Source organism: Streptomyces sp. NPDC039430, from assembly GCF_055639435.1.
Map to the genome: position 1 here is coordinate 149495 of NZ_JBVKAK010000003.1, position 23918 is coordinate 173412.

18 protein-coding genes and 1 pseudogene are annotated in these 23918 nt (G+C 71.7%); 10 read left to right on the forward strand and 9 right to left on the reverse strand.

Going from position 1 to position 23918, the window contains the following annotated elements; all coding sequences use genetic code 11:
- Nucleotides 1–44: 44 nt before the first annotated feature.
- The 6 genes from ACZ7LS_RS09870 to ACZ7LS_RS09895 all read left to right on the forward strand — a co-directional run bounded on the left by ACZ7LS_RS09870 (nucleotide 45) and on the right by ACZ7LS_RS09895 (nucleotide 9096).
- On the forward strand, nucleotides 45–1145 hold the full coding sequence (locus ACZ7LS_RS09870; RefSeq protein ID WP_385134374.1) for a substrate-binding domain-containing protein: 1101 nt from the start codon (nucleotides 45–47) through the stop codon (nucleotides 1143–1145).
- A 243-nt stretch (nucleotides 1146–1388) separates the two neighbouring features.
- Nucleotides 1389–2177 carry an ATP-binding cassette domain-containing protein gene (locus ACZ7LS_RS09875; RefSeq protein ID WP_030350753.1) on the forward strand — a complete coding sequence of 263 codons (789 nt, stop codon included), beginning with the start codon at nucleotides 1389–1391 and terminating at the stop codon, nucleotides 2175–2177.
- The gene (locus ACZ7LS_RS09880; protein WP_382526417.1) at nucleotides 2174–3487 is read left to right on the forward strand and encodes a sugar ABC transporter permease; all 1314 of its coding nucleotides are present in this window, start codon (nucleotides 2174–2176) and stop codon (nucleotides 3485–3487) included. Before ACZ7LS_RS09875 ends, ACZ7LS_RS09880 begins: the two co-directional genes overlap by 4 nt.
- A 217-nt stretch (nucleotides 3488–3704) precedes the next feature.
- Complete coding sequence (dxs, locus tag ACZ7LS_RS09885) at nucleotides 3705–5618, forward strand: 1-deoxy-D-xylulose-5-phosphate synthase (RefSeq protein ID WP_382665930.1); 1914 nt, start codon at nucleotides 3705–3707, stop codon at nucleotides 5616–5618.
- Between the two features lie 224 nt (nucleotides 5619–5842).
- Nucleotides 5843–7342 carry an amino acid permease gene (locus ACZ7LS_RS09890; protein ID WP_382526423.1) on the forward strand — a complete coding sequence of 500 codons (1500 nt, stop codon included), beginning with the start codon at nucleotides 5843–5845 and terminating at the stop codon, nucleotides 7340–7342.
- A 92-nt stretch (nucleotides 7343–7434) separates the two neighbouring features.
- Nucleotides 7435–9096 (forward strand): glycosyltransferase family 39 protein, encoded by a 1662-nt coding sequence (locus tag ACZ7LS_RS09895; protein ID WP_385134253.1) that lies wholly within the window; start codon nucleotides 7435–7437, stop codon nucleotides 9094–9096.
- A gap of 50 nt (nucleotides 9097–9146) precedes the next feature.
- Here ACZ7LS_RS09895 and ACZ7LS_RS09900 read toward each other — a convergent pair.
- A pseudogene (locus ACZ7LS_RS09900) lies at nucleotides 9147–9518 on the reverse strand (PIN domain-containing protein); the annotation flags it as partial.
- A 117-nt stretch (nucleotides 9519–9635) separates the two neighbouring features.
- On the opposite strand from ACZ7LS_RS09900, the gene ACZ7LS_RS09905 reads away from it, so the two are divergent.
- Complete coding sequence (locus tag ACZ7LS_RS09905) at nucleotides 9636–10796, forward strand: PLL family lectin (protein ID WP_385134250.1); 1161 nt, start codon at nucleotides 9636–9638, stop codon at nucleotides 10794–10796.
- Nucleotides 10797–10982: 186 nt separating this feature from the next.
- On the opposite strand, the gene ACZ7LS_RS09910 is transcribed toward ACZ7LS_RS09905, so the two are convergent.
- The 5 genes from ACZ7LS_RS09910 to ACZ7LS_RS09930 form a co-directional block, all read right to left on the reverse strand.
- Nucleotides 10983–13115 (reverse strand): 3-hydroxyacyl-CoA dehydrogenase NAD-binding domain-containing protein, encoded by a 2133-nt coding sequence (locus ACZ7LS_RS09910; RefSeq protein ID WP_385134246.1) that lies wholly within the window; start codon nucleotides 13113–13115, stop codon nucleotides 10983–10985.
- Nucleotides 13112–14332, reverse strand: a complete 1221-nt coding sequence (locus ACZ7LS_RS09915; protein WP_385134243.1) for a thiolase family protein — start codon at nucleotides 14330–14332, stop codon at nucleotides 13112–13114. The genes ACZ7LS_RS09910 and ACZ7LS_RS09915 overlap by 4 nt, the downstream gene beginning before the upstream one ends.
- Before the next feature lie 365 nt (nucleotides 14333–14697).
- Nucleotides 14698–16014 (reverse strand): HRDC domain-containing protein, encoded by a 1317-nt coding sequence (locus tag ACZ7LS_RS09920; protein WP_382665920.1) that lies wholly within the window; start codon nucleotides 16012–16014, stop codon nucleotides 14698–14700.
- Between the two features lie 76 nt (nucleotides 16015–16090).
- Nucleotides 16091–16750 (reverse strand): helix-turn-helix transcriptional regulator, encoded by a 660-nt coding sequence (locus ACZ7LS_RS09925; protein ID WP_030350743.1) that lies wholly within the window; start codon nucleotides 16748–16750, stop codon nucleotides 16091–16093.
- A 304-nt stretch (nucleotides 16751–17054) separates the two neighbouring features.
- Nucleotides 17055–17744, reverse strand: coding sequence for a DUF3000 domain-containing protein (locus tag ACZ7LS_RS09930; RefSeq protein ID WP_385134239.1), 690 nt, complete (start codon nucleotides 17742–17744; stop codon nucleotides 17055–17057).
- Between the two features lie 91 nt (nucleotides 17745–17835).
- Here ACZ7LS_RS09930 and hemE point away from each other — a divergent pair, with 91 nt between their 5' ends.
- A complete protein-coding gene (hemE, locus tag ACZ7LS_RS09935) occupies nucleotides 17836–18900 on the forward strand; it encodes a uroporphyrinogen decarboxylase (protein ID WP_382526444.1) in 1065 nt (354 codons plus the stop codon).
- A gap of 1 nt (nucleotide 18901) precedes the next feature.
- Here the strand turns inward: hemE and ACZ7LS_RS09940 are convergent, their stop codons facing one another.
- On the reverse strand, nucleotides 18902–20281 hold the full coding sequence (locus tag ACZ7LS_RS09940; protein WP_385371453.1) for an FAD-dependent oxidoreductase: 1380 nt from the start codon (nucleotides 20279–20281) through the stop codon (nucleotides 18902–18904).
- A gap of 57 nt (nucleotides 20282–20338) precedes the next feature.
- Nucleotides 20339–21325, reverse strand: a complete 987-nt coding sequence (locus ACZ7LS_RS09945; protein WP_385134371.1) for a DUF4349 domain-containing protein — start codon at nucleotides 21323–21325, stop codon at nucleotides 20339–20341.
- A 143-nt stretch (nucleotides 21326–21468) separates the two neighbouring features.
- On the opposite strand from ACZ7LS_RS09945, the gene hemG reads away from it, so the two are divergent.
- Both hemG and hemQ read left to right on the forward strand, forming a co-directional pair.
- Complete coding sequence (gene hemG, locus ACZ7LS_RS09950) at nucleotides 21469–22923, forward strand: protoporphyrinogen oxidase (RefSeq protein ID WP_385134233.1); 1455 nt, start codon at nucleotides 21469–21471, stop codon at nucleotides 22921–22923.
- 4 nt (nucleotides 22924–22927) lie between these two features.
- On the forward strand, nucleotides 22928–23644 hold the full coding sequence (hemQ, locus tag ACZ7LS_RS09955; RefSeq protein WP_382524831.1) for a hydrogen peroxide-dependent heme synthase: 717 nt from the start codon (nucleotides 22928–22930) through the stop codon (nucleotides 23642–23644).
- Nucleotides 23645–23730: 86 nt separating this feature from the next.
- Here the strand turns inward: hemQ and ACZ7LS_RS09960 are convergent, their stop codons facing one another.
- Nucleotides 23731–23862 (reverse strand): hypothetical protein, encoded by a 132-nt coding sequence (locus ACZ7LS_RS09960; RefSeq protein ID WP_382524830.1) that lies wholly within the window; start codon nucleotides 23860–23862, stop codon nucleotides 23731–23733.
- Nucleotides 23863–23918 lie beyond the last annotated feature (56 nt).

The window sequence follows — 23918 nt, forward strand, 5'->3', positions numbered from 1 at the left end:
AACGACGCGGCCTCGTCAGGGAGGTTTTTGAAGTGAACGCGAAGATGCGTCGTGCTGCCGTGGCCACCGCCGCTACCGCTATGGCCGTCTCCCTCGCCGCCTGTGGCAGCGCGAAGGAGTCCGGAGACAAGGCCGAAGCGTCCACGTCGGACAAGAAGGGCCCGATCACGGTCGGCCTGCTGCTGCCGGAGAACCAGACGGCGCGGTACGAGAAGTTCGACAAGCCGCTGATCGAGAAGAAGGTCAGCGAGCTGACCGACGGCACGGGCAAGGTCGTCTACGCCAACGCCAAGCAGGACGCGACGCTGCAGAACCAGCAGGTCGACACCATGGTCACCAACAAGGTCGATGTGCTGGTCGTGGACGCGGTCGACTCCAAGGCCATCGCCAGCTCGGTGAAGAAGGCCAAGGAATCGGGCATACCGGTCGTGGCGTACGACCGTCTCGCCGAGGGGCCGATCGACGCGTACACCTCCTTCGACAACGAAGAGGTCGGCCGGGTCCAGGGCAAGGCGCTCCTCGAAGCGCTGGGCTCCAAGGCCAAGTCGGGTCAGATCGTGATGATGAACGGTGCCGTCACCGACCCGAACGCCGCCCTGTTCAAGAAGGGCGCGCACTCCGAGCTCGACGGCAAGGTGAACATCGGCAAGGAGTACGACACCAAGGAGTGGAAGCCGGAGAACGCCAACGCCAACATGGAGGGCGCCATCTCCGCGCTGGGCAAGGACAAGATCATCGGCGTCTACTCCGCCAATGACAGCATGGCGGGCGGCATCATCACCGCGCTCAAGGGCGCCGGGTTCAGCAAGCTCCCGCCGGTCACCGGCCAGGACGCCGAACTCGCCGGTGTGCAGCGCATCGTCACGGGCGAGCAGTTCATGAGCGTCTACAAGTCCTACCCGCAGGAGGCGGCCGTGGCCGCCGAGATGGCCGTCGCGCTCGCCAAGGGCGAGAAGCTCGACTCCATCGCGAAGCAGACCGTGGACAGCCCGACCACCAAGGGTGTCCCGTCCGTGCTCGTCCCGGTCGTCTCGCTGACGAAGGACAACATCAGCGACACGGTCATCAAGGAGGGCATCTACACGGCCGGTGAGATCTGCACCGGCAAGTACAAGGCCGCCTGCGACGCGATCGGCCTGAAGTAGCCCGTTCCGGGACCGTCCGGTGACCTCACCCGGTGAAAGCCTGTCCGGCACCCCGACCGTCAATGCCCCGCGGCTGGGGCGGGGTGCCGGACGGAACCACTCCGGCCTCCGGCGCGTTCCGCGTGCCGTGCCGCGCGACGTCCATGACCGGTCCCGCGCGGCCGGCCCCCTTGCTTGTCTCTTCTGCTCGACCTCCGCGCCTCCCCCCGGCGCGGCATCCCCGCCGGTCAGGCGGCGAAGGAGATGGTTCACGTGACCGCTACGCCCGTGCTGGCGTTGCGAGGGGTCTCCAAGCGATTCGGTGCCGTCCAGGCGCTCACCGACGTAGAGCTTGAGGTCCACTCCGGTGAGGTGGTCGCCCTCGTGGGCGACAACGGCGCCGGGAAATCAACGCTGGTGAAGACCATCGCCGGCGTACACCCCATCGATGACGGCGTCATCGAGTGGGAAGGCAGCCCCGTCTCGATCGGCCGGCCGCACGACGCCCAGAACCTGGGCATCGCGACCGTCTACCAGGACCTGGCGCTCTGCGACAACATCGACGTCGTCGGCAATCTCTACCTCGGCCGGGAGCTCCGCAGCTGGGGCGTCCTCAACGAGGTCGAGATGGAGCGCCGCTCGCGCGAACTGCTCACCACGCTGTCGATCCGGATACCCAGTGTCCGTATCCCGATCGCCTCGCTCTCCGGCGGCCAGCGGCAGACCGTGGCGATCGCCCGGTCGATGCTCGGCGACCCCAAGCTCGTCATCCTCGACGAGCCGACGGCGGCCCTCGGCGTCGAGCAGACCGCCCAGGTGCTCGACCTCGTCGAGCGGCTCCGGGAGCGCGGTCTCGCCGTCCTCCTCATCAGCCACAACATGGCCGACGTCAAGGCCGTCGCCGACAAGGTGGCCGTGCTCAGGCTGGGCAGCAACAACGGCGTCTTCGACGTCGCGTCCACCTCTCAGGAAGAGATCATCGCCGCCATCACCGGCGCCACGGACAATGCCGTGACCCGCCGCGCGTCGCGCACCGTGGAGGTTCAGAAGTGAGTACGGACAACACCTCCACGTCTCTTGAGAAGACCCCGGGAGAGCAGATCCCGGCCCCGGTCGACGCCCCCGCCGCGGCGGAGGGCGCGGTCACCGCGGTGGACCCCCGGCTGCTGGTGCGCGAGCAGGGATTCGCGGGCTATCTCTCCGAGTTCAAGCGCAAGATACGCGCCGGTGATCTGGGCTCGATCCCGGTGGTCATCGGTCTGCTCATCATCTGCGTCGTCTTCCAGAGCCTGAACTCGAACTTCCTGTCCGCGGAGAACCTCAGCAACATCTCCGTGGCCATGGTCGGCACCGGCATGATCGCCGTCGGTATCGTCTTCGTCCTGCTGCTCGGCGAGATCGACCTCTCGGTCGGCTCGGTCAGCGGCGTGTCCGGCGCGATCGTCGCCGTACTGAGCGTCACCCACGGGCTGAACGAGTGGCTGGCCCTGGTCGTCGCCATCGTCAGCGGCGCGGTCATCGGCGCGATCCACGGGTTCTTCTTCGCCCGCGTGGGCGCGCCCGCGTTCGCCGTCACGCTGGCCGGCCTGCTGTTCTGGCTCGGCTTCATGCTGCAGATCCTGGGCGACAACGGCACCATCAACCTGAACTCCGAGGGCCTGGTCGCCAAGCTCACCACCTACTACTTCACCGATGTCGCGGCCGCCTACGGTCTCGCCCTCGTCGCGGTCGTGGCGTTCTTCCTGACGTCCTTCCTGGAGAACCGCCGCCGTGAGGCCGCCGGGGTCCCGTCCCGGCCGGTCAGCGAGACGGCGCTGCGCACGGCGGTGCTCGCGGTCGTCGCCTTCGCCGCGGCGTTCATGTTCAACCAGTACAAGGGGCTGCCCCTCGCGCCGGTCATCTTCCTGCTGATCCTGGTGGCGACGGACTTCGTGCTGCGCCGCACCACGTACGGCCGCAAGGTCTTCGCGCTCGGCGGCAGCGTCGAGGCGTCCCGCCGCGCCGGTATCAACGTCACCCTGATCCGGGTCTCGGTCTACTCGATCGCCGGTACGTTCGCGGCCATCGGCGGTCTCTTCATCGCCTCCAAGATCGCCGCGGCCAACCAGGGCGCCGGCACCGGCGACCTGCTGATGAACGCGATCGCGGCGGCCGTCATCGGCGGCACCAGCCTCTTCGGCGGCCGGGGCCGCACCTGGAACGCGCTGCTCGGTGTCATGGTCATCACCTCGATCCAGTACGGACTGGCGCTGGAGGGCATCGCCACCCCGATCCAGTACATGATCACCGGTGGTGTGCTGCTGGCCACCGTCGTCATCGACTCCGTCACCCGCAAGACCCAGAAGACCGCGGGTCGCGCCTGACCGCGGTCCCGCGCGCCGTGCCCGGCACCCTCACGAGGGTGCCGGGCACGGCTGTGCTCCGGGGCGGTGCACAGCCGTGGTCCCGGGGCGGTCGATATGACGTACGTACCGTCGATCGGGTGACGTGGGAAGCACCGCCCGCCGACCACTCGCGCGAGTGGAAGATTAGACTCGCCAGATCGGCATGCTCGACAGCTCATTCGCTTAGGAGGCACGGGTGGCGTTGCTGACCCGCATCAGGGGACCGCGCGATCTGGACCGGCTCGGCCCGGAGCAGCTGGAGCAGCTGGCCGGAGAGATCCGGTCCTTCCTCGTGGACGCGGTCTCCAAGACCGGTGGCCACCTCGGTCCCAACCTCGGTGTCGTCGAGCTGACCATCGCCCTGCACCGTGTGTACGACTCCCCCAAGGACAAGGTCCTCTTCGACACGGGGCACCAGTCGTACGTCCACAAACTGCTCACCGGCCGTCAGGACTTCTCGAAGCTCAGGAGCAGGAACGGACTCTCCGGCTATCCGTCCCGCGCCGAGTCCGACCACGACATCATCGAGAACTCCCACGCCTCCACCGTGCTGGGCTGGGCCGACGGCCTCGCGAAGGCCAACGAGGTCCTGAAGAAGGACGACCATGTGGTCGCGGTGATCGGTGACGGCGCGCTGACCGGTGGTATGGCCTGGGAGGCGCTGAACAACATCGCCGCCGCCAAGGACCGTCCGCTCGTCATCGTCGTCAACGACAACGAGCGTTCGTACGCGCCGACCATCGGCGGTCTCGCGAACCATCTCGCGACCCTGCGCACCACCGACGGCTACGAGCGCTTCCTGGCCCGCGGCAAGGAGATCCTGGACCGCACGCCGGTCGTGGGCAGGCCCCTCTACGACACCCTGCACGGCGCCAAGAAGGGCCTGAAGGACTTCATCGCCCCGCAGGGCATGTTCGAGGACCTCGGCCTGAAGTACGTGGGCCCGATCGACGGCCATGACATCGAGGCCCTGGAGTCCGCGCTGCTGCGCGCCAAGCGCTTCGGCGGCCCGGTCATCGTGCACTGCATCACCGAGAAGGGCCGCGGCTACAAGCCCGCCGAGCAGGACGAGGCCGACCACTTCCACGGCATCGGTCCCATCCACCCCGACACCGGACTGCCCATCGCCGCCGGCGGCATGGACTGGACCTCGGTGTTCGGTGAGGAGATGGTCAAGCTCGGGCACGAGCGCGAGGACATCGTCGCCATCACGGCGGCCATGCTCCAGCCGGTCGGGCTGGAGAAGTTCGCGAAGGCCTTCCCCGACCGGGTGTACGACGTCGGGATCGCGGAGCAGCACGGCGCGGTCTCCGCCGCGGGCCTCGCCACCGGCGGGGTGCACCCGGTGTTCGCGCTCTACGCGACCTTCCTCAACCGCGCCTTCGACCAGCTGCTGATGGATGTCGCCCTGCACCGCTGCGGAGTGACGTTCGTCCTGGACCGGGCCGGGATCACCGGCACCGACGGCGCCTCGCACAACGGCATGTGGGACATGTCGATGCTCCAGTGCGTGCCGGGGCTGCGCATCGCCGCCCCGCGCGACGCCGACCAGGTCCGCGCCCAGCTGCGCGAGGCCGTCGCGGTGGAGAACGCGCCGACCGTGGTCCGCTACTCCAAGGGCGCGGTCGGCCCCGCGGTCGCCGCCGTCGGCCGGGTCGGCGGCATGGACGTGCTGCGCAGAACCGATGAGGGTGCGGCGGACGTCCTGCTGGTCTCCATCGGCGCGCTCGCCCCGATGTGCCTGGACATCGCCGACCTTCTCGACAAACAGGGCATCTCGGCCACGGTTGTCGACCCGCGCTGGGTCAAGCCGGTCGACGAGGCGCTCGCGCCGCTCGCCGAGCAGCACCGCGTGGTCGTCACCGTCGAGGACAACAGCCGGGTCGGCGGCGTCGGCTCGGCGGTCGCCCAGGCGCTGCGCGACGCCGGGGTCGACGTACCGCTGCGGGACTTCGGCATTCCGCCGCGCTTCCTCGACCACGCCTCCCGCAAGGAGGTCATGGCCGAGATCGGACTGACCGCACCGGACATCGCGCGCCAGGTCACCGGTCTGGTCGCGAGGCTGGACGGCCGGCTGGTGGACTCGCCCACCGAGGCCGCCCGCGACTGAAGCGCCGTCCCCGTGACGCGCCGACGTACTCGCGTGCCCGCGCGCTGACGCCGAGGTACGGACGTACCGGCGCGGCGATGCGCCGACGTGGTGATGGGCCGATGGGGCCGCCCTGTAAGGGTGGTCCAATCGGCCCATCCGTGTGAAATCCGCCTATATCGGGTGCTTGACGGGAGTGCGTCTCTCGATCATGGCCGGATGAACGCGCACACGGAGGTACGCCGGTGAGTACGCAGCAGGACTCGGGACCAGCCGGAAACGGCGTCTTCCGCACCAAGGACATCGAGCAGTCGATCCGCGACACCGAGGACCCCGAGTTCGCGCTCAGAAAGTCCCTCTCCGCGCTCGATCTGACGGTCTTCGGCGTCGGTGTGATCATCGGCACCGGCATCTTCGTCCTGACCGGTGTCGTGGCCAGGCAGACGGCCGGGCCCGCCACCGCCATCGCGTTCGTCGTCGCCGGGGTCGTCTGCGCGCTGGCCGCCCTCTGCTACGCCGAGTTCGCCTCCACGGTGCCGGTCGCCGGATCCGCGTACACCTTCTCGTACGCCTCGCTCGGCGAACTGCCGGCCTGGATCATCGGCTGGGACCTCGTCCTGGAACTGGCGCTGGGCTGCGCGGTCGTCGCGGTCGGCTGGTCCGGCTATGTGCGCTCGCTGCTGGGCAACGCGGGGGCGAGTCTGCCGGACTTCCTCTCCGGCACACAGCACGGGAAGTTCGGCTTCGATCTGCTCGCGTTCCTCCTCGTCCTCGCCCTGACCTGCGTCCTCGTCGTCGGCGTCAAGCTCTCCTCGCGCGTCACCAGCGTCATCGTCGGCGTCAAGGTCACCGTCGTCCTGCTCGTGATCATCGTCGGAGCGTTCTTCGTCAACGGCGCCAACTACCAGCCGTTCATCCCGCCGTCCGAGGCGGCCGCCGGCGGCGGCGGGCTCCGGGCCCCGCTCATCCAGCTGATGGCCGGTTACACCCCCACCAACTTCGGCGTCCTGGGCATCTTCACCGCCGCGGCCGTCGTCTTCTTCGCCTTCATCGGCTTCGACATCGTCGCCACCGCCGCCGAGGAGACCGTCAACCCGCAGCGCGACGTCCCCCGCGGCATCCTCGGCTCCCTCTTCATCTGCACCGTGCTCTATGTCGCCGTCTCGCTCGTCGTCACCGGAATGCAGCATTACAGCCGGCTGACGGTGGACGCCCCGCTCGCCGACGCCTTCAAGTCCGTCGGCCATCCCTTCTGGGCCGGGGTGATCAGTTTCGGCGCGGCCGTCGGACTCACCTCGGTCTGCATGATCCTGCTGCTCGGCCAGACCCGGGTGTTCTTCGCGATGAGCCGCGACGGACTGCTGCCGCGTACCTTCTCCCGTGTCCACCACCGGTTCGGCACGCCGTACCGCTCCACCGTCCTGCTCGGGCTGATCGTCGCGATCGTCGCCGGCTTCACCTCCATCGAGGAACTGGCGGAACTGGTCAACATCGGCACGCTGTTCGCCTTCGTCGTGGTGGCGCTCGGCGTCATCATCCTGCGCCGGAAGCGCCCCGACCTGCCGCGCTCGTTCCGCACCCCGCTGGTGCCGTATCTGCCGATCGCGTCCGTGCTCGCCTCCCTCTGGCTGATGCTCAACCTGCCCGCGGAGACCTGGCTCCGCTTCGGCGCCTGGATGGTCATCGGCGTCGTCGTGTACGCCGTGTACGGACGCGCGCACAGCCGCCTCGGCAAGGACGGCTGACGGTCCGTCACCCCACGGGGACGTCCGCCACGCGGCCCGGCCCCGTATGTCCTGCTCCGGCACGGGCCACGGGGCCGGTTACTGTGCCGCGCATGGTCGTCGAGCCGCCCGCCCTCCGGTACGTCACGCCCCCGCGGCGTTCCGCCCCGCACCCCGCACCGGCCCCCGCCCGGCCGGTCCGCCCCGCCACCGGCTACTGGCGCCGGCTGCTCCCCGTGCTCGCGCTGCTGACACTCGTCACCCGGCTGCCCTCCTTCCGCCCGCCGCTGTGGAGCCCCGACGAGGGCTATCTCGCCGTCCAGGCACGGATACTGGCGGCCGGGGGAGCGCTGTACGACACCGTCGTCGACCGGAAGCCGCCGCTGCTGCCCTGGCTCTACGAATCGGCCTTCGCGCTCTTCGGCGACGAATCCCTGTACGCGGTGAAGGCGTTCGCCGTGCTCGCCCAACTGACCACGGCGGCGCTGCTCGCCGCCATCGCCCGGGAGCGCTGGGGCGACCGGGCCGGCCGTACCGCCGGGGTCCTCTACCCGCTGGTCTCCATCGGGCTCAACCCCGAGGACGCCCAGGCGGCCACCTTCGAGGTCTTCATGCTGCCGTTCACCGTCGCGGCGGTCCGGTGGGCGGGCCGGGGCCGCTGGGGCGCCGCCGGGCTCGCCGTCGCCGGGGCGCTGCTGACCAAACAGACCGGCGGCGCCGTCCTCGCCCCGGTCCTGTGGCTGCTCTGGCACGACTCGCGCACCACGCCCGCCCCTCTCGTCAGAGCCGCCATCGGGCGGCTCTCCGCCGGGCTCGTGCTGCCCGTACTCGCCGTGGCCCTGCTCACCTCACCGTCCGGCTTCCTCTTCTGGGCGGTGACCGGATCGGGCGCGTACGCCACCCTCACCGGCTCCGAACTCCACGTGCTCTCCCGGGCCCTGGCGAACACCGCCCTGCTCTGCCTCGCCTGCGCGGGACTGCTGCCGCCCGTCGTCCGCGCCCTGCGCACCCGAGGCGGCACCGGCGGACCGGGCGCCGACCTCTGGGTATGGCTCGCGTCCTCGTCCGCCGCCGTCCTGCTCGGCTTCCACTTCTTCGGCCACTACTTCCTGCAACTCATGCCGCCGCTGGTGCTCCTGGCGACCGCCGCGCTGCGCCCGCTGCCCCGCGACCGGCTCGCCTCCGCGCTGCTCACCTCGGCCTGCGCGTGCGCGCTGTTCCTCACCTGGGGCATCCTCGCGCCCCGGCCGGAACTCGCCCACGCCCAGCGCCTCGCGGAGGCCGTACGGGCCCGTACAGCCCCCGCGGACCGGGTCCTCGTGTGGGGGATACACCCGGAGATCTACTGGCTCGCCGACCGCGCCCCGGCCAGCCGCTATCTGACGGCCGGTCTGCTGACCAACTACAGCGGCGGCAGGGACGGCCCCCGGGTCGGCGAGAAGTACGCGATGGCGGGCACGTGGCCGGTACTCGTCGGTGAACTGCGCGCGCGCCCGCCCGCCCTGGTCGTCGACGACTCACGAGGCAAGCCCTTCGCCCCCGACCGGCTGCCCACCCTGCGCGGGCTGCTCGCCCGGGGCTACGAGCCGCTGCCGGGGACGGTCGACGGAGCGGTGCTCTACGTACCCTCGCCGGGCGAACCGCCCGAGGGCCCGTCCGCGGGCCTGTCCGGGAGCCCGTCGGACAGCCCGCCGGGCGGTCCGTCCGAAGGCCCGTCCGTGCTCCGGTCCGCGGTCCGGTCCCCCGCCTGGTCCGGGCCCGCGTCCGGCCGCTGAGCCTCCCGGGGCCGGACCTCCGACGGCCGGCGCCGGGCCGGCCGGGGCTCCGGCGTACGGCGTACGGTCCTCGGCCCGGCGCACTCCGCCCCGTGCTCCGCCACCCGCCGGCGCAGTTCACGGTCGGCCGTGACCACCACACAGTCCGCGCCGTCCGCCGCCGCCCGCGCGGCCAGCTCCACGATCAGATCGTCCCCGCCACCGCCCGCCGCCTCCACCCGTACCCCCGGGACGGACTCCACGCCCCGCGCGGCGCCCTCCACGACGAGCACGACCTCGACCGGCCCCGGACGCCCGGCCGCGCCCTCCGCGGCGTACGGCACCAGCGAGTCGCGCAGCCGCTCCGTGGCACCGCGCCGGTCCCGCCACCACCCGTCGGGGACGGAACCGACCACATTCGCCGCGTCGACGATCAACCGCATCAGCACATCCGCAGCCTCGCACAGCGCCGGCCGCCACGGCCTCCCGGAGCCCGCGCCGCCGCCCCTGAGTACTATCGGGCTCTGGGTTTTCCGCGCTCGGGAAGGTGGCAGTGGGCCATGACACCGCGGTCCGGACGGACGTCGAAGCGGTCGGGGGACAGCGCGAGCCTGGCCCCCGACCGGGGTGCGGAGCCACGCCGTACGCCGCCCGCGCCCCTCATGGACGACGGCGTCCCCGCGACCACCGGCTGGCTGCTGCGCGGCAAGGACGGCAGGCTCACCGCGTACGCGCCGGCCGCCGACGGCGTGCTCCGCTGGACGGAGACCCGGCCGGGCGGCCCCGGCTGGTCGGGGCCCGAGCAGCTGGCCGCCCCGGGCCTGCTGCCGTATCTGTCGGTCGCGCGCAGCGCCGAGGGCTTCGTCCATCTGGTGGGGGTACGGAAACGTCCGCGCGCCGACGGGCCCGCCGACACCGATCTCGTCCACGCCGTCCAGTACCAGACGGGCCGCCCGCTCAGGGACTGGCAGTCGCTGGGCAACCCGCACGGGAAGGACCGTGAGAAGGCCGTGGACATCGGCCTGCCGTCCGCGGTCCTGGACACCACCGGCTCAGTGCATCTCTTCCTCCGCAACGCGAACGGCGGACTCTCGGCCAAGCACCAGTCGCCCACCGGCCGTTGGCAGCCCTGGGGCGGCGCCAACGCCGAGGGCACGACGCTGACCGGCGAGAGCGCCGCCGCCGTCACCGACCACGGACTGATCGATGTCCTCGTCCCGGCCGGGGACACCGTGGTGCGCTGGCTGCGCCCGAAACCCGACGCCACGCTGGAGCGCGCCGAGGACGAACCGGAGGCCGCGGTCGCCCCCGGCACGATCACGGCCTGCCGCACCGGCGGCGAACGGCTCACCCACTTCTGGCGCGACGCGGGCGACGGCACCGTACGCGCCTGGCGCCCCGGCATGGAACCCGCCCGGCTGGGCGGTCCCGGCACCGGCCCGCTCGCCCTGCTGCGTACGCCCGTGGACGGCCACGACTGCACGATCCTGGCCCAGCGCGGCACCGACGGCCGCCCGCACATCGCCGCCTATCCGACGGAGAACGAGACGGCGGGCCTCCACTGGACCCCGACAGGGGAGCGCTGCGCCGGCGCGCCCGCGCTGGCGCTGGACGGCCGCGGTCGGGTGATCCTGGCGGTGATCGGCGAGGACGGCACCCTGCGGACGGCCCGTCAGAAGGCGGAACCGGGCCTGGCGCTGGAGGCCTGGACCCGGATCTGAGCGGCATACGGAGCCACGCCCCGCACGGCGCACGAACCATGCCCGTACCGCGTGCGCAGTCGCACGGCGCGCGGAGCCACGCCCCGCACCGGCACCCGCGGACGTCACCACGGACCGGGCCGGTACGGAAGTCCCCTTCCGTACCGGCCCGGTCGCCGTACGCCCGTGAGCGCCTGAGCTACGCGTCTACGCCGGGACGCTCGCCACGCCCGGCGCGAGGAACCGCTTGCCGTTCACCCGCTCCGAGACGCCTTCCCGGTCCAGGTACGGGGTGATGCCGCCCAGGTGGAAGGGCCAGCCCGCGCCCGTGAGCAGACAGAGGTCGATGTCCTGCGCCTCGGCCACGACGCCCTCGTCCAGCATCAGACCGATCTCCTGGGCCACCGCGTCCAGCACCCGGTCGCGCGTCTGCTCCTCGGTGAGGACGACGTCACCCTGCTTGAGGAGCGCGGCCACCTCCGGGTCCAGCTCCGGCTTGCCCGAGTCGTGGACGTAGAAGCCGCGCTTGCCCGCCTTGACGACCGCCGCGAGGTTCCCGGAGACCGTGAAGCGGTCGGGGAACGCGCCGTGCAGGGTCTCCGAGACATGCAGACCGATGGCGGGGCCGACCAGTTCGAGCAGCACCAGCGGGGACATCGGCAGCCCCAGCGGCTCGACCGCGCGCTCCGCCACCGCGACCGGAGTGCCCTCGTCGATCACGTTCTGGATCTCGCCCATGAAGCGGGTGAGGATGCGGTTGACGACGAACGCCGGGGCGTCCTTCACCAGCACCGCGCTCTTCCTCAGCTTCTTCGCCACCCCGAACGCGGTGGCGAGCGACGCGTCGTCGGTCCGCTCCCCGCGCACGATCTCCAGCAGCGGGAGGATCGCGACCGGGTTGAAGAAGTGGAAGCCGACGACCCGCTCGGGGTTCCTCAGCTTCGACGCCATCTCGGAGACCGACAGCGACGAGGTGTTGGTGGCGAGGATCGCGTGCGCCGGGGCCACCGCCTCGACCTCCGCGAACACCTTCTGCTTGACGCCCATCTCCTCGAAGACGGCCTCGATGATGAAGTCCGCGTCCGAGAAGCCCTCGGCCTTGTCCAGCACACCCGAGACCAGGCCCTTGAGCCGGTTCGCCTTGTCCTGGTTGATACGGGACTTCAGCAGCAGCTTGTCGATCTCGCCGTGGACATAACCGACGCCCTTGTCGACCCGCTCCTGGTCGATGTCCGTCAGCACGACCGGGACTTCGAGGCGGCGCAGGAAGAGCAGCGCCAGCTGAGAGGCCATCAGCCCCGCGCCGACGACGCCGACCTTGGTGACCGGCCGCGCCAGCGACTTGTCGGGAGCCCCGGCGGGCCGCTTGGCGCGCCGCTGCACCAGATTGAACGCGTAGATACCGGAACGCAGTTCGCCGCCCATGATCAGGTCCGCGAGGGCCCGGTCCTCGGCGTCGAAGCCGGCCTGGAGGTCGCCGTCCTTGGCGGCGGCGATGATGTCCAGCGCGCGGTAGGCGGCCGGGGCCGCGCCGTGCACCTTGGAGTCGGCGATCTGCCGGCCGCGCTCCACCGCGCGGTCCCACGCCTCGCCGCGGTCCACCTCGGGGCGTACGACGGTCAGTTCGCCCTTCAGTACGGACGCGGTCCAGATCAGCGACTGCTCCAGGAAGTCCGCGCCCTCGAAGAGCGCGTCCGCGATACCCAGGTCGTACACCTGGCCGCCCTTGAGCTGCTTGTTCTGGTTGAGCGAGTTCTCGATGACGACCGAGACCGCGCGGTCCGCGCCGATCAGGTTCGGCAGCAGCGTGCAGCCGCCCCAGCCGGGCACGAGACCGAGGAAGACCTCCGGCAGCGAGAACGCGGGCAGCGCGGCCGAGACGGTGCGGTACTGGCAGTGCAGACCGACCTCGACACCGCCGCCCATGGCCGCGCCGTTGTAGTACGCGAAGGTCGGCACGGCCAGCGCGGCGATCCGCTTGAAGACGTCGTGGCCGCCCTTGCCGATGGCCAGCGCGTCCTCGTGGCGCCCCAGCAGCTCCACGCCCTTGAGGTCGGCGCCGACCGCGAAGATGAACGGCTTGCCGGTGATCCCGACGCCGACGATCGTGCCCTCGGCCGCCTCCTTCTCGACCTGGTCGATCGCGGCGTTGAGGTTCGCCAGCGACTGCGGCCCGAAGGTGGTCGGCTTGGTGTGGTCCAGGCCGTTGTCCAGCGTGATGAGCGCGAAGCGCCCGGCGCCCGCGGGCAGGTCGAGATGGCGTACGTGCGCCTGTGTGACGACCTCGCCGGGGAACAGTTCGGCCGCGCCCTTCAGGAGTTCGGCGGTGCTGGTGCTCACTTGGTGCCTCCGTCGAAGTGCGGGTTCTCCCAGATGACCGACGCGCCCATGCCGAAGCCGACGCACATGGTGGTCAGCCCGTAGCGGACGTGCGGGTGCGCCTCGAACTGCCGCGCCAGCTGCGTCATCAGCCGGACACCGGAGGAGGCCAGCGGGTGGCCGAACGCGATGGCGCCGCCGTACTGGTTGACGCGCTCGTCGTCGTCCGCGATGCCGTAGTGGTCCAGGAAGGCCAGCACCTGTACGGCGAAGGCCTCGTTGATCTCGAACAGACCGATGTCGGAGATCGACAGCCCGGCCTTGGCGAGCGCCTTCTCCGTCGACGGGATCGGGCCGTACCCCATGACCTCGGGCTCGACACCCGCGAACGCGTACGAGACGAGCCGCATTTTGACCGGAAGGCCCTGCTCGCGCGCGAAGTCCTCGGCGGCGATCAGCGAGGCCGTGGCGCCGTCGTTGAGCCCGGCGGCGTTGCCCGCGGTGACCCGGCCGTGCGGCCGGAACGGGGTCTTCAGCCCGGCCAGCATCTCCAGCGTCGTCCCCGGCCGCATCGGCTCGTCGGCGGTCGCCAGCCCCCAGCCGGTCTCGCCCCCCTCGGGGGAGGTGCGGCGGATGGAGATCGGCACCAGATCCTGCTGGATCGTGCCGTTGGCGTACGCCTTGGCGGCCTTCTCCTGCGAGCGCACCGCGTACTCGTCGGCACGCGCCTTGGTCAGCTGCGGGAAGCGGTCGTGCAGATTCTCGGCGGTCATCCCCATGAAGAGCGCGGAGTCGTCCACGAGCTTCTCGGACACGAAGCGCGGGTTCGGGTCGACGCCCTCGCCCATGGGGTGGCGCCCCATGTGCTCGACACCGCCGGCCACGACGATGTCGTACGCGCCGAAGGCGATGGAGCCCGCGGTGCTGGTCACCGCAGTCAGCGCGCCCGCGCACATCCGGTCGATCGAGTAGCCGGGCACGGACTGCGGCAGCCCGGCGAGGATCCCCGCGGTGCGGCCGAGCGTGAGGCCCTGGTCACCGATCTGGGTGGTGGCGGCGATGGCGACCTCGTCGATCCGGGCCGGGTCGAGGTCCGGGTTGCGGCGCAGCAGCTCCCGGATCGCCTTCACGACGAGATCGTCGGCACGGGTCTCGTGGTACATGCCCTTCGGGCCCGCCTTGCCGAACGGGGTGCGGACGCCGTCGACGAAGACGACATCCCTGACGGTACGAGGCACGATGGCTCTCCTCCAGGGTGCGGGGTGGCACTGCGGGGCGCGCTTGGGACGCGCTTCCACTTCTATGCTACTTGTGGGTAACCATGCTGCCCAGTCCCCCTCGGCTTTTTGGAAGGCTCGGTTCGCCTCCGGGGCGCTGCAAGCCGACGTCGACGGTCGACCGTGCTCGATTCCCTCGTACCTCGGGAACCTCCGCGCGCTCGCCCTTACGACAGCGGCGCGCCCTTCGGCTCACTCGCCGGCGGTCGTGCGCACCCCGGGCGTCTTGAAGCGCCGCAGACCACCGGCCGGTCGCCCGCCCACACCTCCGCCGGGAGGCGGCCCGCCCGGGAGGCGGGGCGCTCCGTCAGCTACGACACGACGGGTCAGGACGACGCGGCGGGTCGGTCCGGCACCGACAGCGCGCGCGTCAGCAGCGGCGCCACCTGTTCGACCTGCCAGGGCCGCGCCCCGTGGCCGGCGAGTGCCTCCGCCACCTTCTCCACCGTCGGCTCGTGCGGCGGCTCCCAGCAGACCCGGCGCACCGTGTCCGGCGTGATCAGGTTCTCCTGCGGCATGGTCAGCCGCTCGGCCAGCTCCGAGACCGCCGCGCGGGCCGCCGACAGCCGCGCCGCCGCCTCCGGGTCCTTGTCCGCCCAGGAGCGCGGCGGCGGCGGTCCCGCCACCTGCTGCCCCGGCTGCGGCAGCTCCGTGTCGGGCAGCGCCCTGGCCCGGTCGACCGCGGCCTGCCACTGCTCCAGCTGCCGGCGTCCCATCCGGTGGCCGAAGCCGGGCAGCGCGGTCAGCGCGTGCACGTTCACCGGCAGCGCCAGCGCCGCCTCGATGATCGCGGCGTCGCTCAGCACCTTGCCGGGGGAGACGTCGCGCCGCTGCGCGACCCGGTCGCGGGTGGTCCACAGGTCCCGTACGACCGCCATCTGACGGCGGCGGCGCACCTTGTGCATCCCCGACGTACGGCGCCACGGGTCCTTGCGCGGGGGCGCCGGCGGGGCCGAGGCGATCGCGTCGAACTCCTGGTGCGCCCAGTCCAGCTTGGACTGGCGGTCCAGCTCCTTCTCCAGCGCGTCCCGCAGATCGACGAGCAGCTCCACATCGAGCGCGGCGTAGCGGAGCCACGGCTCGGGGAGCGGACGGGTCGACCAGTCGACGGCGGAGTGGCCCTTCTCCAGGGCGTAGCCGAGGACGTTCTCGACCATCGCGCCGAGGCCGACCCGGGGGAAGCCCGCCAGCCGGCCTGCCAGTTCCGTGTCGAACAGCCGGGTGGGCATCATGCCTATTTCGCGCAGACAGGGGAGATCCTGGGTCGCCGCGTGCAGGATCCACTCGGTCCCGGCGAGCGCCTCGCCGAGACCGGAGAGATCGGGGCAGCCGACGGGGTCGATCAGCGCCGTGCCCGCGCCCTCGCGGCGCAGCTGGACGAGATAGGCGCGCTGGCCGTACCGGTAACCGGACGCCCGCTCGGCGTCGACGGCCACGGGGCCGGTGCCCGCGGCGAAGGCCGCGATCACCTCGGCGAGCGCCTCATCGGTGGCGACCACCGGCGGAATGCCCTCGCGGGGCTCCAGCAAGGGAATCGGCGCCGAGTCGACGTCGTCCGGGGGCAGCGACATGAGCGGCTGCCGCCGCTGGCCCCCGGTGGTTCGCAGTGCTGGCTCTGCTGCGGTCTCTTGGGCGTCGGTCACCTGTCAAGGGTATCCGTGAACGGAAGGCGCCCGTCGACGGAACGTTCCGTCGACGGGCGGTGGGGGCGAGAAGTGGTCAGTGGATGATTCCGGTACGGAGGGCCACGGCGACCATCCCCGCCCGGTCGCCCGTGCCGAGCTTGCGCGCGATCCGGGCGAGATGACTCTTGACGGTGAGTGCGGACAGGCCCATCGAGACGCCGATGGCCTTGTTGGACTGGCCTTCGGCGACCAGCCGGAGCACCTCGACCTCACGGCCGGAGAGCTCCCGGTAACCGCCCGGGTGGCTCGGGGCGCCCGGCGGACGGCGGTGCATCCGCTGTCCGGCGCCGATGGGGGCGGCGCCGGGCCGGCCCGGGTGGCCGATGTTCGTACGGGTACCGGTGACGACATAGCCCTTGACGCCGCCCGCGAGGGCGTTGCGCACCGCGCCGATGTCATCGGCGGCGGAGAGGGCGAGGCCGTTGGGCCAGCCCGCGGCTCGGGTCTCGGACAGCAGGGTCAGCCCGGAACCGTCGGGCAGGTGGACGTCGGCAACGCAGATGTCGCGTGGGTTGCCGACGCGGGGGCGGGCCTCCGCGATGGACGACGCCTCGATGACGTCACGTACTCCAAGGGCCCACAGGTGGCGGGTGACGGTGGAGCGGACGCGTGGGTCGGCCACGACGACCATGGCCGTCGGCTTGTTCGGGCGGTAGGCGACCAGGCTTGCGGGCTGCTCTAGGAGAACGGACACCAGGCCTCCTGGGAAGGTGCGGGACGGGGCCGGCTCTGGGGATGAAGCCGGGGCGATCCGTGCTTGAAGGGTCATTGACCTCTTCGGCAGCAATCCCGCCCGCCTTTAGAGAATGATCACGATTTGGTGAGTAACAATTCGGGCAATTCGGACGAGTGATCGATCATCCTACGACTGGCCCCACCCGCGGCAGCGCGGTGAGGGGCCGTCGGCGTCGTCGTGGCCGTCGGTATCGGGCGGCATCGGCGGTATCACCGGCTCCCGGGCGACGGCGGGACCGGAAGGAACCGAGGGGAGAGGGCTGTCAGGACACCTGCGGTCCGCGCCGCTGGGGCAGCGAGACCACACCCGCGCCGGCGCCCTGGTCCGCCGCGCCCGCGACCGGTCCCGTCGTGGCGGGCGGCAGCCCCGCGATCTGGCACAGCAGATCGCACCAGCCCGCCAGATGCGCCGCCGCGTCGGGCACCCCGCCCCGGCCCTCGCGCGGCGTCCAGGACGCGCGGATCTCGATCTGCGTGGCGGGCCGGCGCTCGGCGAGGCCGCCGAAGTAGTGCGACCCGGCGCGTGTGACGGTGCCGCTGGCCTCCCCGTACGACAGCCCGCGCGCCTCCAGCGCGCCGGTCAGCCACGACCAGCACACCTCGGGCAGCAACGGGTCGGCCGCCATCTCCGGCTCCAGCTCCGCCCGTACGAGCGTCACCAGCCGGAAGGCGCCCTGCCAGGCGTCGTGCCCCGCCGGGTCGTGGAGCAGGATGAGCCGGCCGTCCGCCAGATCGTCGTCGCCGTCGACGACCGCCGCCTCCAGGGCGTACGCGTGCGGAGCCAGCCGCTTGGGCGGCGGTGTCGGGTCGACCTCGATCTCGGGACGCAGCCGCGCCGTTCGCAGTGCCTCGACCGCCGAACGGAACGCGGCGGGACCGGAATCCCCCTCCGTGCCCCCCGTTCCCTCGGTGCCGTTGGAATGATCGGAAAACTGTCCCTGAGCCGCAGCCATGCGGGGAAGAGTAGGCGGAACGCGCGTCTCGCGCAGGGAAGGACACCCGGGCCGGGGCAGCGGCTTCCCCGTACATGCGAAGATTCTGGTCGTGAGCGCCATTGACCGCCCCTCGGGCCAGCAGACGAAGACGTACGAATCGCCCTTTATGAAGGCGTGCAGGCGCGAACCGGTGCCGCACACACCGGTCTGGTTCATGCGGCAGGCGGGGCGCTCGCTGCCGGAGTATCTGAAGGTGCGTGAGGGGATTCCGATGCTGGAGTCCTGCATGCGGCCCGAGCTGGTCACCGAGATCACCCTCCAGCCGGTACGGCGCCACAAGGTCGACGCCGCGATCTACTTCAGCGACATCGTCGTCCCCCTCAAGGCCATCGGTCTCGACCTCGACATCAAGCCCGGGATCGGCCCCGTCGTCGCCGAGCCGATCAGGACCCGCGCCGATCTCGCCCGGCTGCGCGATCTCACGCCGGACGACGTCTCGTACGTCACCGAGGCGATCGGGATGCTCACCGGCGAACTGGGCACCACCCCGCTCATCGGCTTCGCCGGCGCGCCGTTCACGCTCGCCAGCTATCTCGTGGAGGGCGGCCCGTCCCGCAACCACGAGCACACCAAGGCGATGATGTACGGCGACCCGGAGCTGTGGGCCGATCTGCTCGACCGGCTCGCGGACATCACCTCCGCCTTCCTCAGGGTGCAGATCGAGGCGGGCGCCAGCGCCGTGCAGCTCTTCGACTCCTGGGTGGGCGCCCTGGCCCCCGCCGACTACCGCCGTTCCGTGCTGCCCGCCTCGGCGAAGGTCTTCGACGCCGTCGCCCCGTACGGCGTCCCGCGCATCCACTTCGGGGTCGGTACGGGCGAGCTGCTCGGTCCGATGGGCGAGGCCGGCGCGGATGTCGTCGGCGTCGACTGGCGCGTCCCGCTGGACGAGGCGGCCCGCCGCGTCGGCCCCGGCAAGGCGCTCCAGGGCAACCTCGACCCGGCCGTGCTCTTCGCCCCGACGGCGGCGGTGGAGACCAAGACCCGCGAGGTGCTGGACGCGGCGGCCGGTCTGGAGGGCCATGTCTTCAATCTGGGCCACGGGGTGCTCCCGAGCATGGACCCGGACGCCCTGACCCGGCTCGTGGAGTACGTCCACACCCAGACCGCCCGCTGAGCTAGACCCCCGCCTTCCGTACCGTCGTCGTCGCCTTGCGCGCGGCGACCAGCACCGGGTCCCAGACCGGGGAGAACGGCGGGGCGTAGCCCAGGTCCAGGGTGGTCATCGCCTCCACCGTCATCCCGGCCGTCAGCGCCACCGCCGCGATGTCCACCCGCTTCGCCGCGCCCTCGCGGCCGACGATCTGCGTGCCCAGCAGGCGGCCCGTACGGCGCTCCGCGAGCATCTTCACCGTCATGAAGGCGGCGCCGGGGTAGTAACCGGCGCTGCTGGTGGACTCGATGGTCGCGGTGACGTACTGGAGGCCCGCCCGGTGGGCGTCCTTCTCCCGCAGCCCGGTCCTGGCGATCTCCAGGTCGCAGACCTTGCTGACGGCCGTGCCGACCACCCCGGGGAAGGTCGCGTAGCCGCCGCCCGCGTTCGCGCCGATGATCTGGCCGTGCTTGTTCGCGTGGGTGCCCAGCGGGATGTGCCGGGTCGTGCCCGAGACCAGGTCCAGGACCTCCACGCAGTCCCCGCCCGCCCAGATGTTCTCGTGGCCGCGCACCCGCATCGCCAGATCGGTGAGCAGCCCCCCGTGCGGCCCGAGGGGAAGTCCCGCGGCGCGGGCGAGGGCGGTCTCCGGCTCCACACCTATGCCGAGCACGACGACATCGGCGGGGTACTCGGCGGCGTCGGTGACCACGGCGCGTACCCGGCCGTCCGCGCCGGTGCGGATGGAGGTGACCGCCGCGCCGCCCACCGTGGTGATGCCCATTCCGGCCATCGCCTCCTGGACCAGCCGGCCCATGTCGGGGTCGAGCGTCGCCATCGGCTGGTCGTCGCGGTACACCACGGTGACCCGATAGCCGCGCTTCAGCAGCGCCTCCGCCATCTCCACGCCGATGTAGCCCGCGCCGACGACGACCGCGTGCCGGCCCTCGGTGGCGCCGAGGGCGTCCAGCAGTGCCCGGCCGTCGTCGAGGGTCTGCACGCCGTGCACGCCCGGCGCGTTGATCCCGGGCAGCGGCGGGCGCACCGGGCGGGCGCCCGTCGCGACGACGAGCTTGTCGAAGCCGGTCCAGCTCTCCGTACCGTCGGAGAGATCGCGTACGCGCACCCGCTGCCCGGCCACATCGATCTCCACGGCCTCCGTGCGCATCCGCAGACCGATGGCGCGTGCCCGGTGCTCCTCGGGCGTACGGGCGATCAGGTCGTCGGGCCCGGAGACGTCCCCGCCCACCCAGTACGGAATGCCGCACGCGGAGTAGGACGTGAAGTGGCCGCGCTCGAACGCGACGATCTCCAGCTCCTCCGGGCCCCTCAGCCTGCGGGCCTGCGACGCGGCGGACATGCCCGCCGCGTCGCCGCCGATGACCACCATGCGCTCCGCCGCCATTGCGCGCCCCTCTCGTTCCCGTGTTTCCAGGGGGAACGCTACGCGGACGGAACCGGGTCAGTGCTCGGGTGTCCTCCTGGCGGCCGGCCTGTCGGGGCCGGGCGAGGGCTCTTCCCCGGGCGTGTGCGCGGGGCTGGGCCAGGGCGGGGGGACGGGCTCCGGCCTGCGCGGCAGCCGGCCGCGTACCAGCCGCCACAGCGCGTAGAGCACCGCGAGCACGGCGGCGAACGGCGCCACCGCACCGATCACCACCGCGATCCACCGCACCGTCACGGTCAGCGCGTTCCAGCCGCCGCCCAGCGCGTCGAGGAACCCGGGATCGTCCTCCTCCTTCTCCTTCGTGGCGACCGGAGCCTCGGTGAGTTCCAGTGTGATGGTGGCCAGGGACGTGCGGTCCTTGAGCGACGCCTGCTGCGCGAGCAGCGACTCCAGGTCGGCCTGACGCGAACTCAACTCGCCCTCCAGCGCCACCACATCGCTGAGCCTCGTCGCCCGGTCCATCAACTCCCGCACGCGCGCGACGCTCGCCCGCTGCGAGGCGATCCTGCTGTCCACGTCGACCACCTGGTCGGTGACGTCCTTCGCGTTGGCCTTGCGCGCCACCAGCGTGCCGGTGCCCGCCAGTTCGGCCAGGACGTCGTCGTACGCGTCCCGCGGCACACGCAGCACGATGCGCGAGCCGACATGGTCGCCGTCGATCCGTTCGGTGGACTCGTCCTCGACGAGACCGCCGGAGTTCACGGCCGCGGACCGCGCCGTGGCGAGGGCCTTCTCCGTGTTCTTGACGCGCACGGTGAGTTCGGCGGTGCGGATCACATGCGTACCGGCCGGCGCGGGCCGCTGCTTGGCGTCCGCCCCCTCGCCGCCGGGCGCCGGCGCACCGGCCCCGGGCCGGGCGTCCGCCGCGTCCGCCCGCCCCTCCTGAACCGGTTTCGCGGCACTGTCCGCCGCCGACTTGTTCTCGCCGCCGTCGGAAGCGCTGCATCCGGCGAGAGCGAGCGAGACGGTGAGTAGTGCTGCCGCGAATGCTGGCATCGCGCGCATGTCGGCCCCCCAGGGACGGTTGAAGAGTGTGTGCTGCCGGTTCGACGTGTGAAGCCCGTGCACGGATGCTCCTTTACGGTCCCGAAGCGGTCACGGTCGGGACTCGTTATGGAACGTCCCTGACGGTTTGAGAGAGTGGAGGCATGGAGTCGAGCGCGCAGCATGTGGACACGCACACCGGGCATGTCGTGGTCATCGGGGGCGGTATCGCCGGTCTCGCCGCCGCGCACCGGCTGCTGGGCACCGGGGTGCGGGTGACGCTGCTGGAGGCCACCGCCCGGCTCGGCGGCAAGCTGCGGACCGGCGAGATCGAGGGCGTGCCCGTCGACCTCGGGGCCGAGTCGATGCTCGCGCGCCGGCCCGAGGCCGTCGACCTGGCCGAGGCCGTCGGGCTCGGGGAACTGCTCCAGGCGCCCACCGCCACCACCGCCTCCGTATGGTCGCGCGGAGAGCTGCGGCCCATGCCCAAGGGCCATGTGATGGGTGTGCCGGGCGACCCGGCCGCACTCGCGGGGCTGCTCTCCGAGGAAGGGCTCGCCAGGATCGCCCGTGAGCCGGAGCTGCCGCCCACCGAGGTCGGCGACGATGTCGCGGTCGGCGAGTACGTCGCCGAGCGGCTCGGCCGTGAGGTCGTCGACCGGCTGGTGGAGCCGCTGCTCGGCGGGGTCTACGCGGGCGACGCGTACCGCATCTCCATGAAGGCGGCCGTCCCCCAGCTCTTCGGCATCGCCAGAACCCATGACTCGCTGCTGGCGGGCGTACGCGAGGTCCAGGCCGCGGCCGCGGCCGGGCAGCGCGACGGCGGGGCGCCGGGCGCGGTGTTCGCGGGCATCGCCGGCGGCGTGGGCGGACTGCCGGGCGCCGTCGCGGACGCCGTACGGGCGGGCGGCGGCGAGATCCTCATGGAGACGGCCGTCCTCGGCCTCCGGCGTACCCCCGACGGCTGGCGGATCCGTACCGAGCGGCGCACCCTGGACGCCGACGGCGTGGTGCTGGCCACCCCCGCGTGGTCCGCCTCGGCGCTGCTCTCCGACGAGTCACCGGCCGCGGCCGCCGAACTCGCCGCGGTCGAGTACGCCTCGATGGCGCTGGTCACGATGGCGTTCCGGCGCGCCGATCTCGGTGCGATGCCGTCCGGCAGCGGCTTTCTCGTCCCGCCCGTCGACGGCCGCACGATCAAGGCGGCCACCTTCTCCACCCGGAAGTGGAAGTGGGTCGCGGACGCCGCGCCCGGCCTCTTCGTCCTGCGCACCTCTATCGGACGGTACGGCGAGGAGGAGCAACTGGACCGCGAGGACGCCGATCTCGTGGGTGTCTCGCTGCGCGACCTCGGCGACGCGGCCGGGCTCACGGCGAAGCCGGTGGCCACCGAAGTGACCCGCTGGATCGGCGGTCTGCCGCAGTACCCCGTCGGCCATCAGGCCAGAACGGCCCGGATCCGCGAGGCCGTCGCCAAGCTGTCTGGGCTGCGGCTGTGCGGCGCGGCGTACGACGGCGTCGGCATCCCCGCGTGCGTCGCGTCCGCCCGGCGCGCCGCCGACGAGATCATCGCCACGTCGACCCTGGCGCGGGGCACGGGACGGGGCGCGGGAGAATAGATCCATGACTGCTGCACCAGAGAAGACCCCGAACGCGGGCAAGAAGGCCAAGGACCTCAACGAGGTCATCCGCTACACGCTGTGGTCCGTCTTCAAGTTGCGCGACGTGCTGCCCGAGGACCGGACCGGTTACGCGGACGAGGTCCAGGAGCTGTTCGACCAGCTCGGCGCCAAGGACGTCACCGTGCGCGGTACCTACGACGTGTCCGGGCTGCGCGCGGACGCCGATGTCATGATCTGGTGGCACGCGGAGACCTCGGACGAACTCCAGGACGCGTACAACCGCTTCCGCCGCACCCGGTTCGGACGGCGGCTGGAGCCGGTCTGGTCGAACATGGCGCTGCACCGCCCCGCCGAGTTCAACAAGTCGCACGTCCCGGCCTTCCTGGCGGACGAGACGCCCCGCGACTATGTCAGCGTCTACCCCTTCGTACGGTCCTACGACTGGTACCTGCTGCCCGACGAGGAGCGTCGTACGATGCTCGCCGACCACGGGAAGATGGCCCGCGGCTACCCCGACGTGCGCGCCAACACGGTCGCCTCGTTCTCGCTCGGCGACTACGAGTGGGTGCTGGCCTTCGAGGCCGACGAGCTGTACCGGATCGTCGACCTGATGCGCCATCTGCGCGGCTCCAAGGCCCGGATGCACGTCCGGGAAGAGGTTCCGTTCTACACGGGCCGCCGCAAGTCGGTCGCGGACCTCGTGGCGGGGCTCGCGTAACCCCGGCTTCCGGCCTCCGGAAGCGATGTGGATGTGGTGGGCCGGCCGGCCCGCTGTGCGGCGGCCGGGCCACCCCGCCCGGAAGATCAGACGATCGGCGGCAGCTCATGGCCGCTCACCCGCTCGTCCAGCGACACCGGGTCCGGCTCCGGGTTCCCATCGGCCGTTGACCCGCGGAACGCGGTGAGCGCGCGGGGGAGAAGCCGCTTCTTCCCCATGCCTCCCCGTTCCGCGTCGATCGCGGCCGATGGAGCCCGAGCCGGTGGCTCCCGCC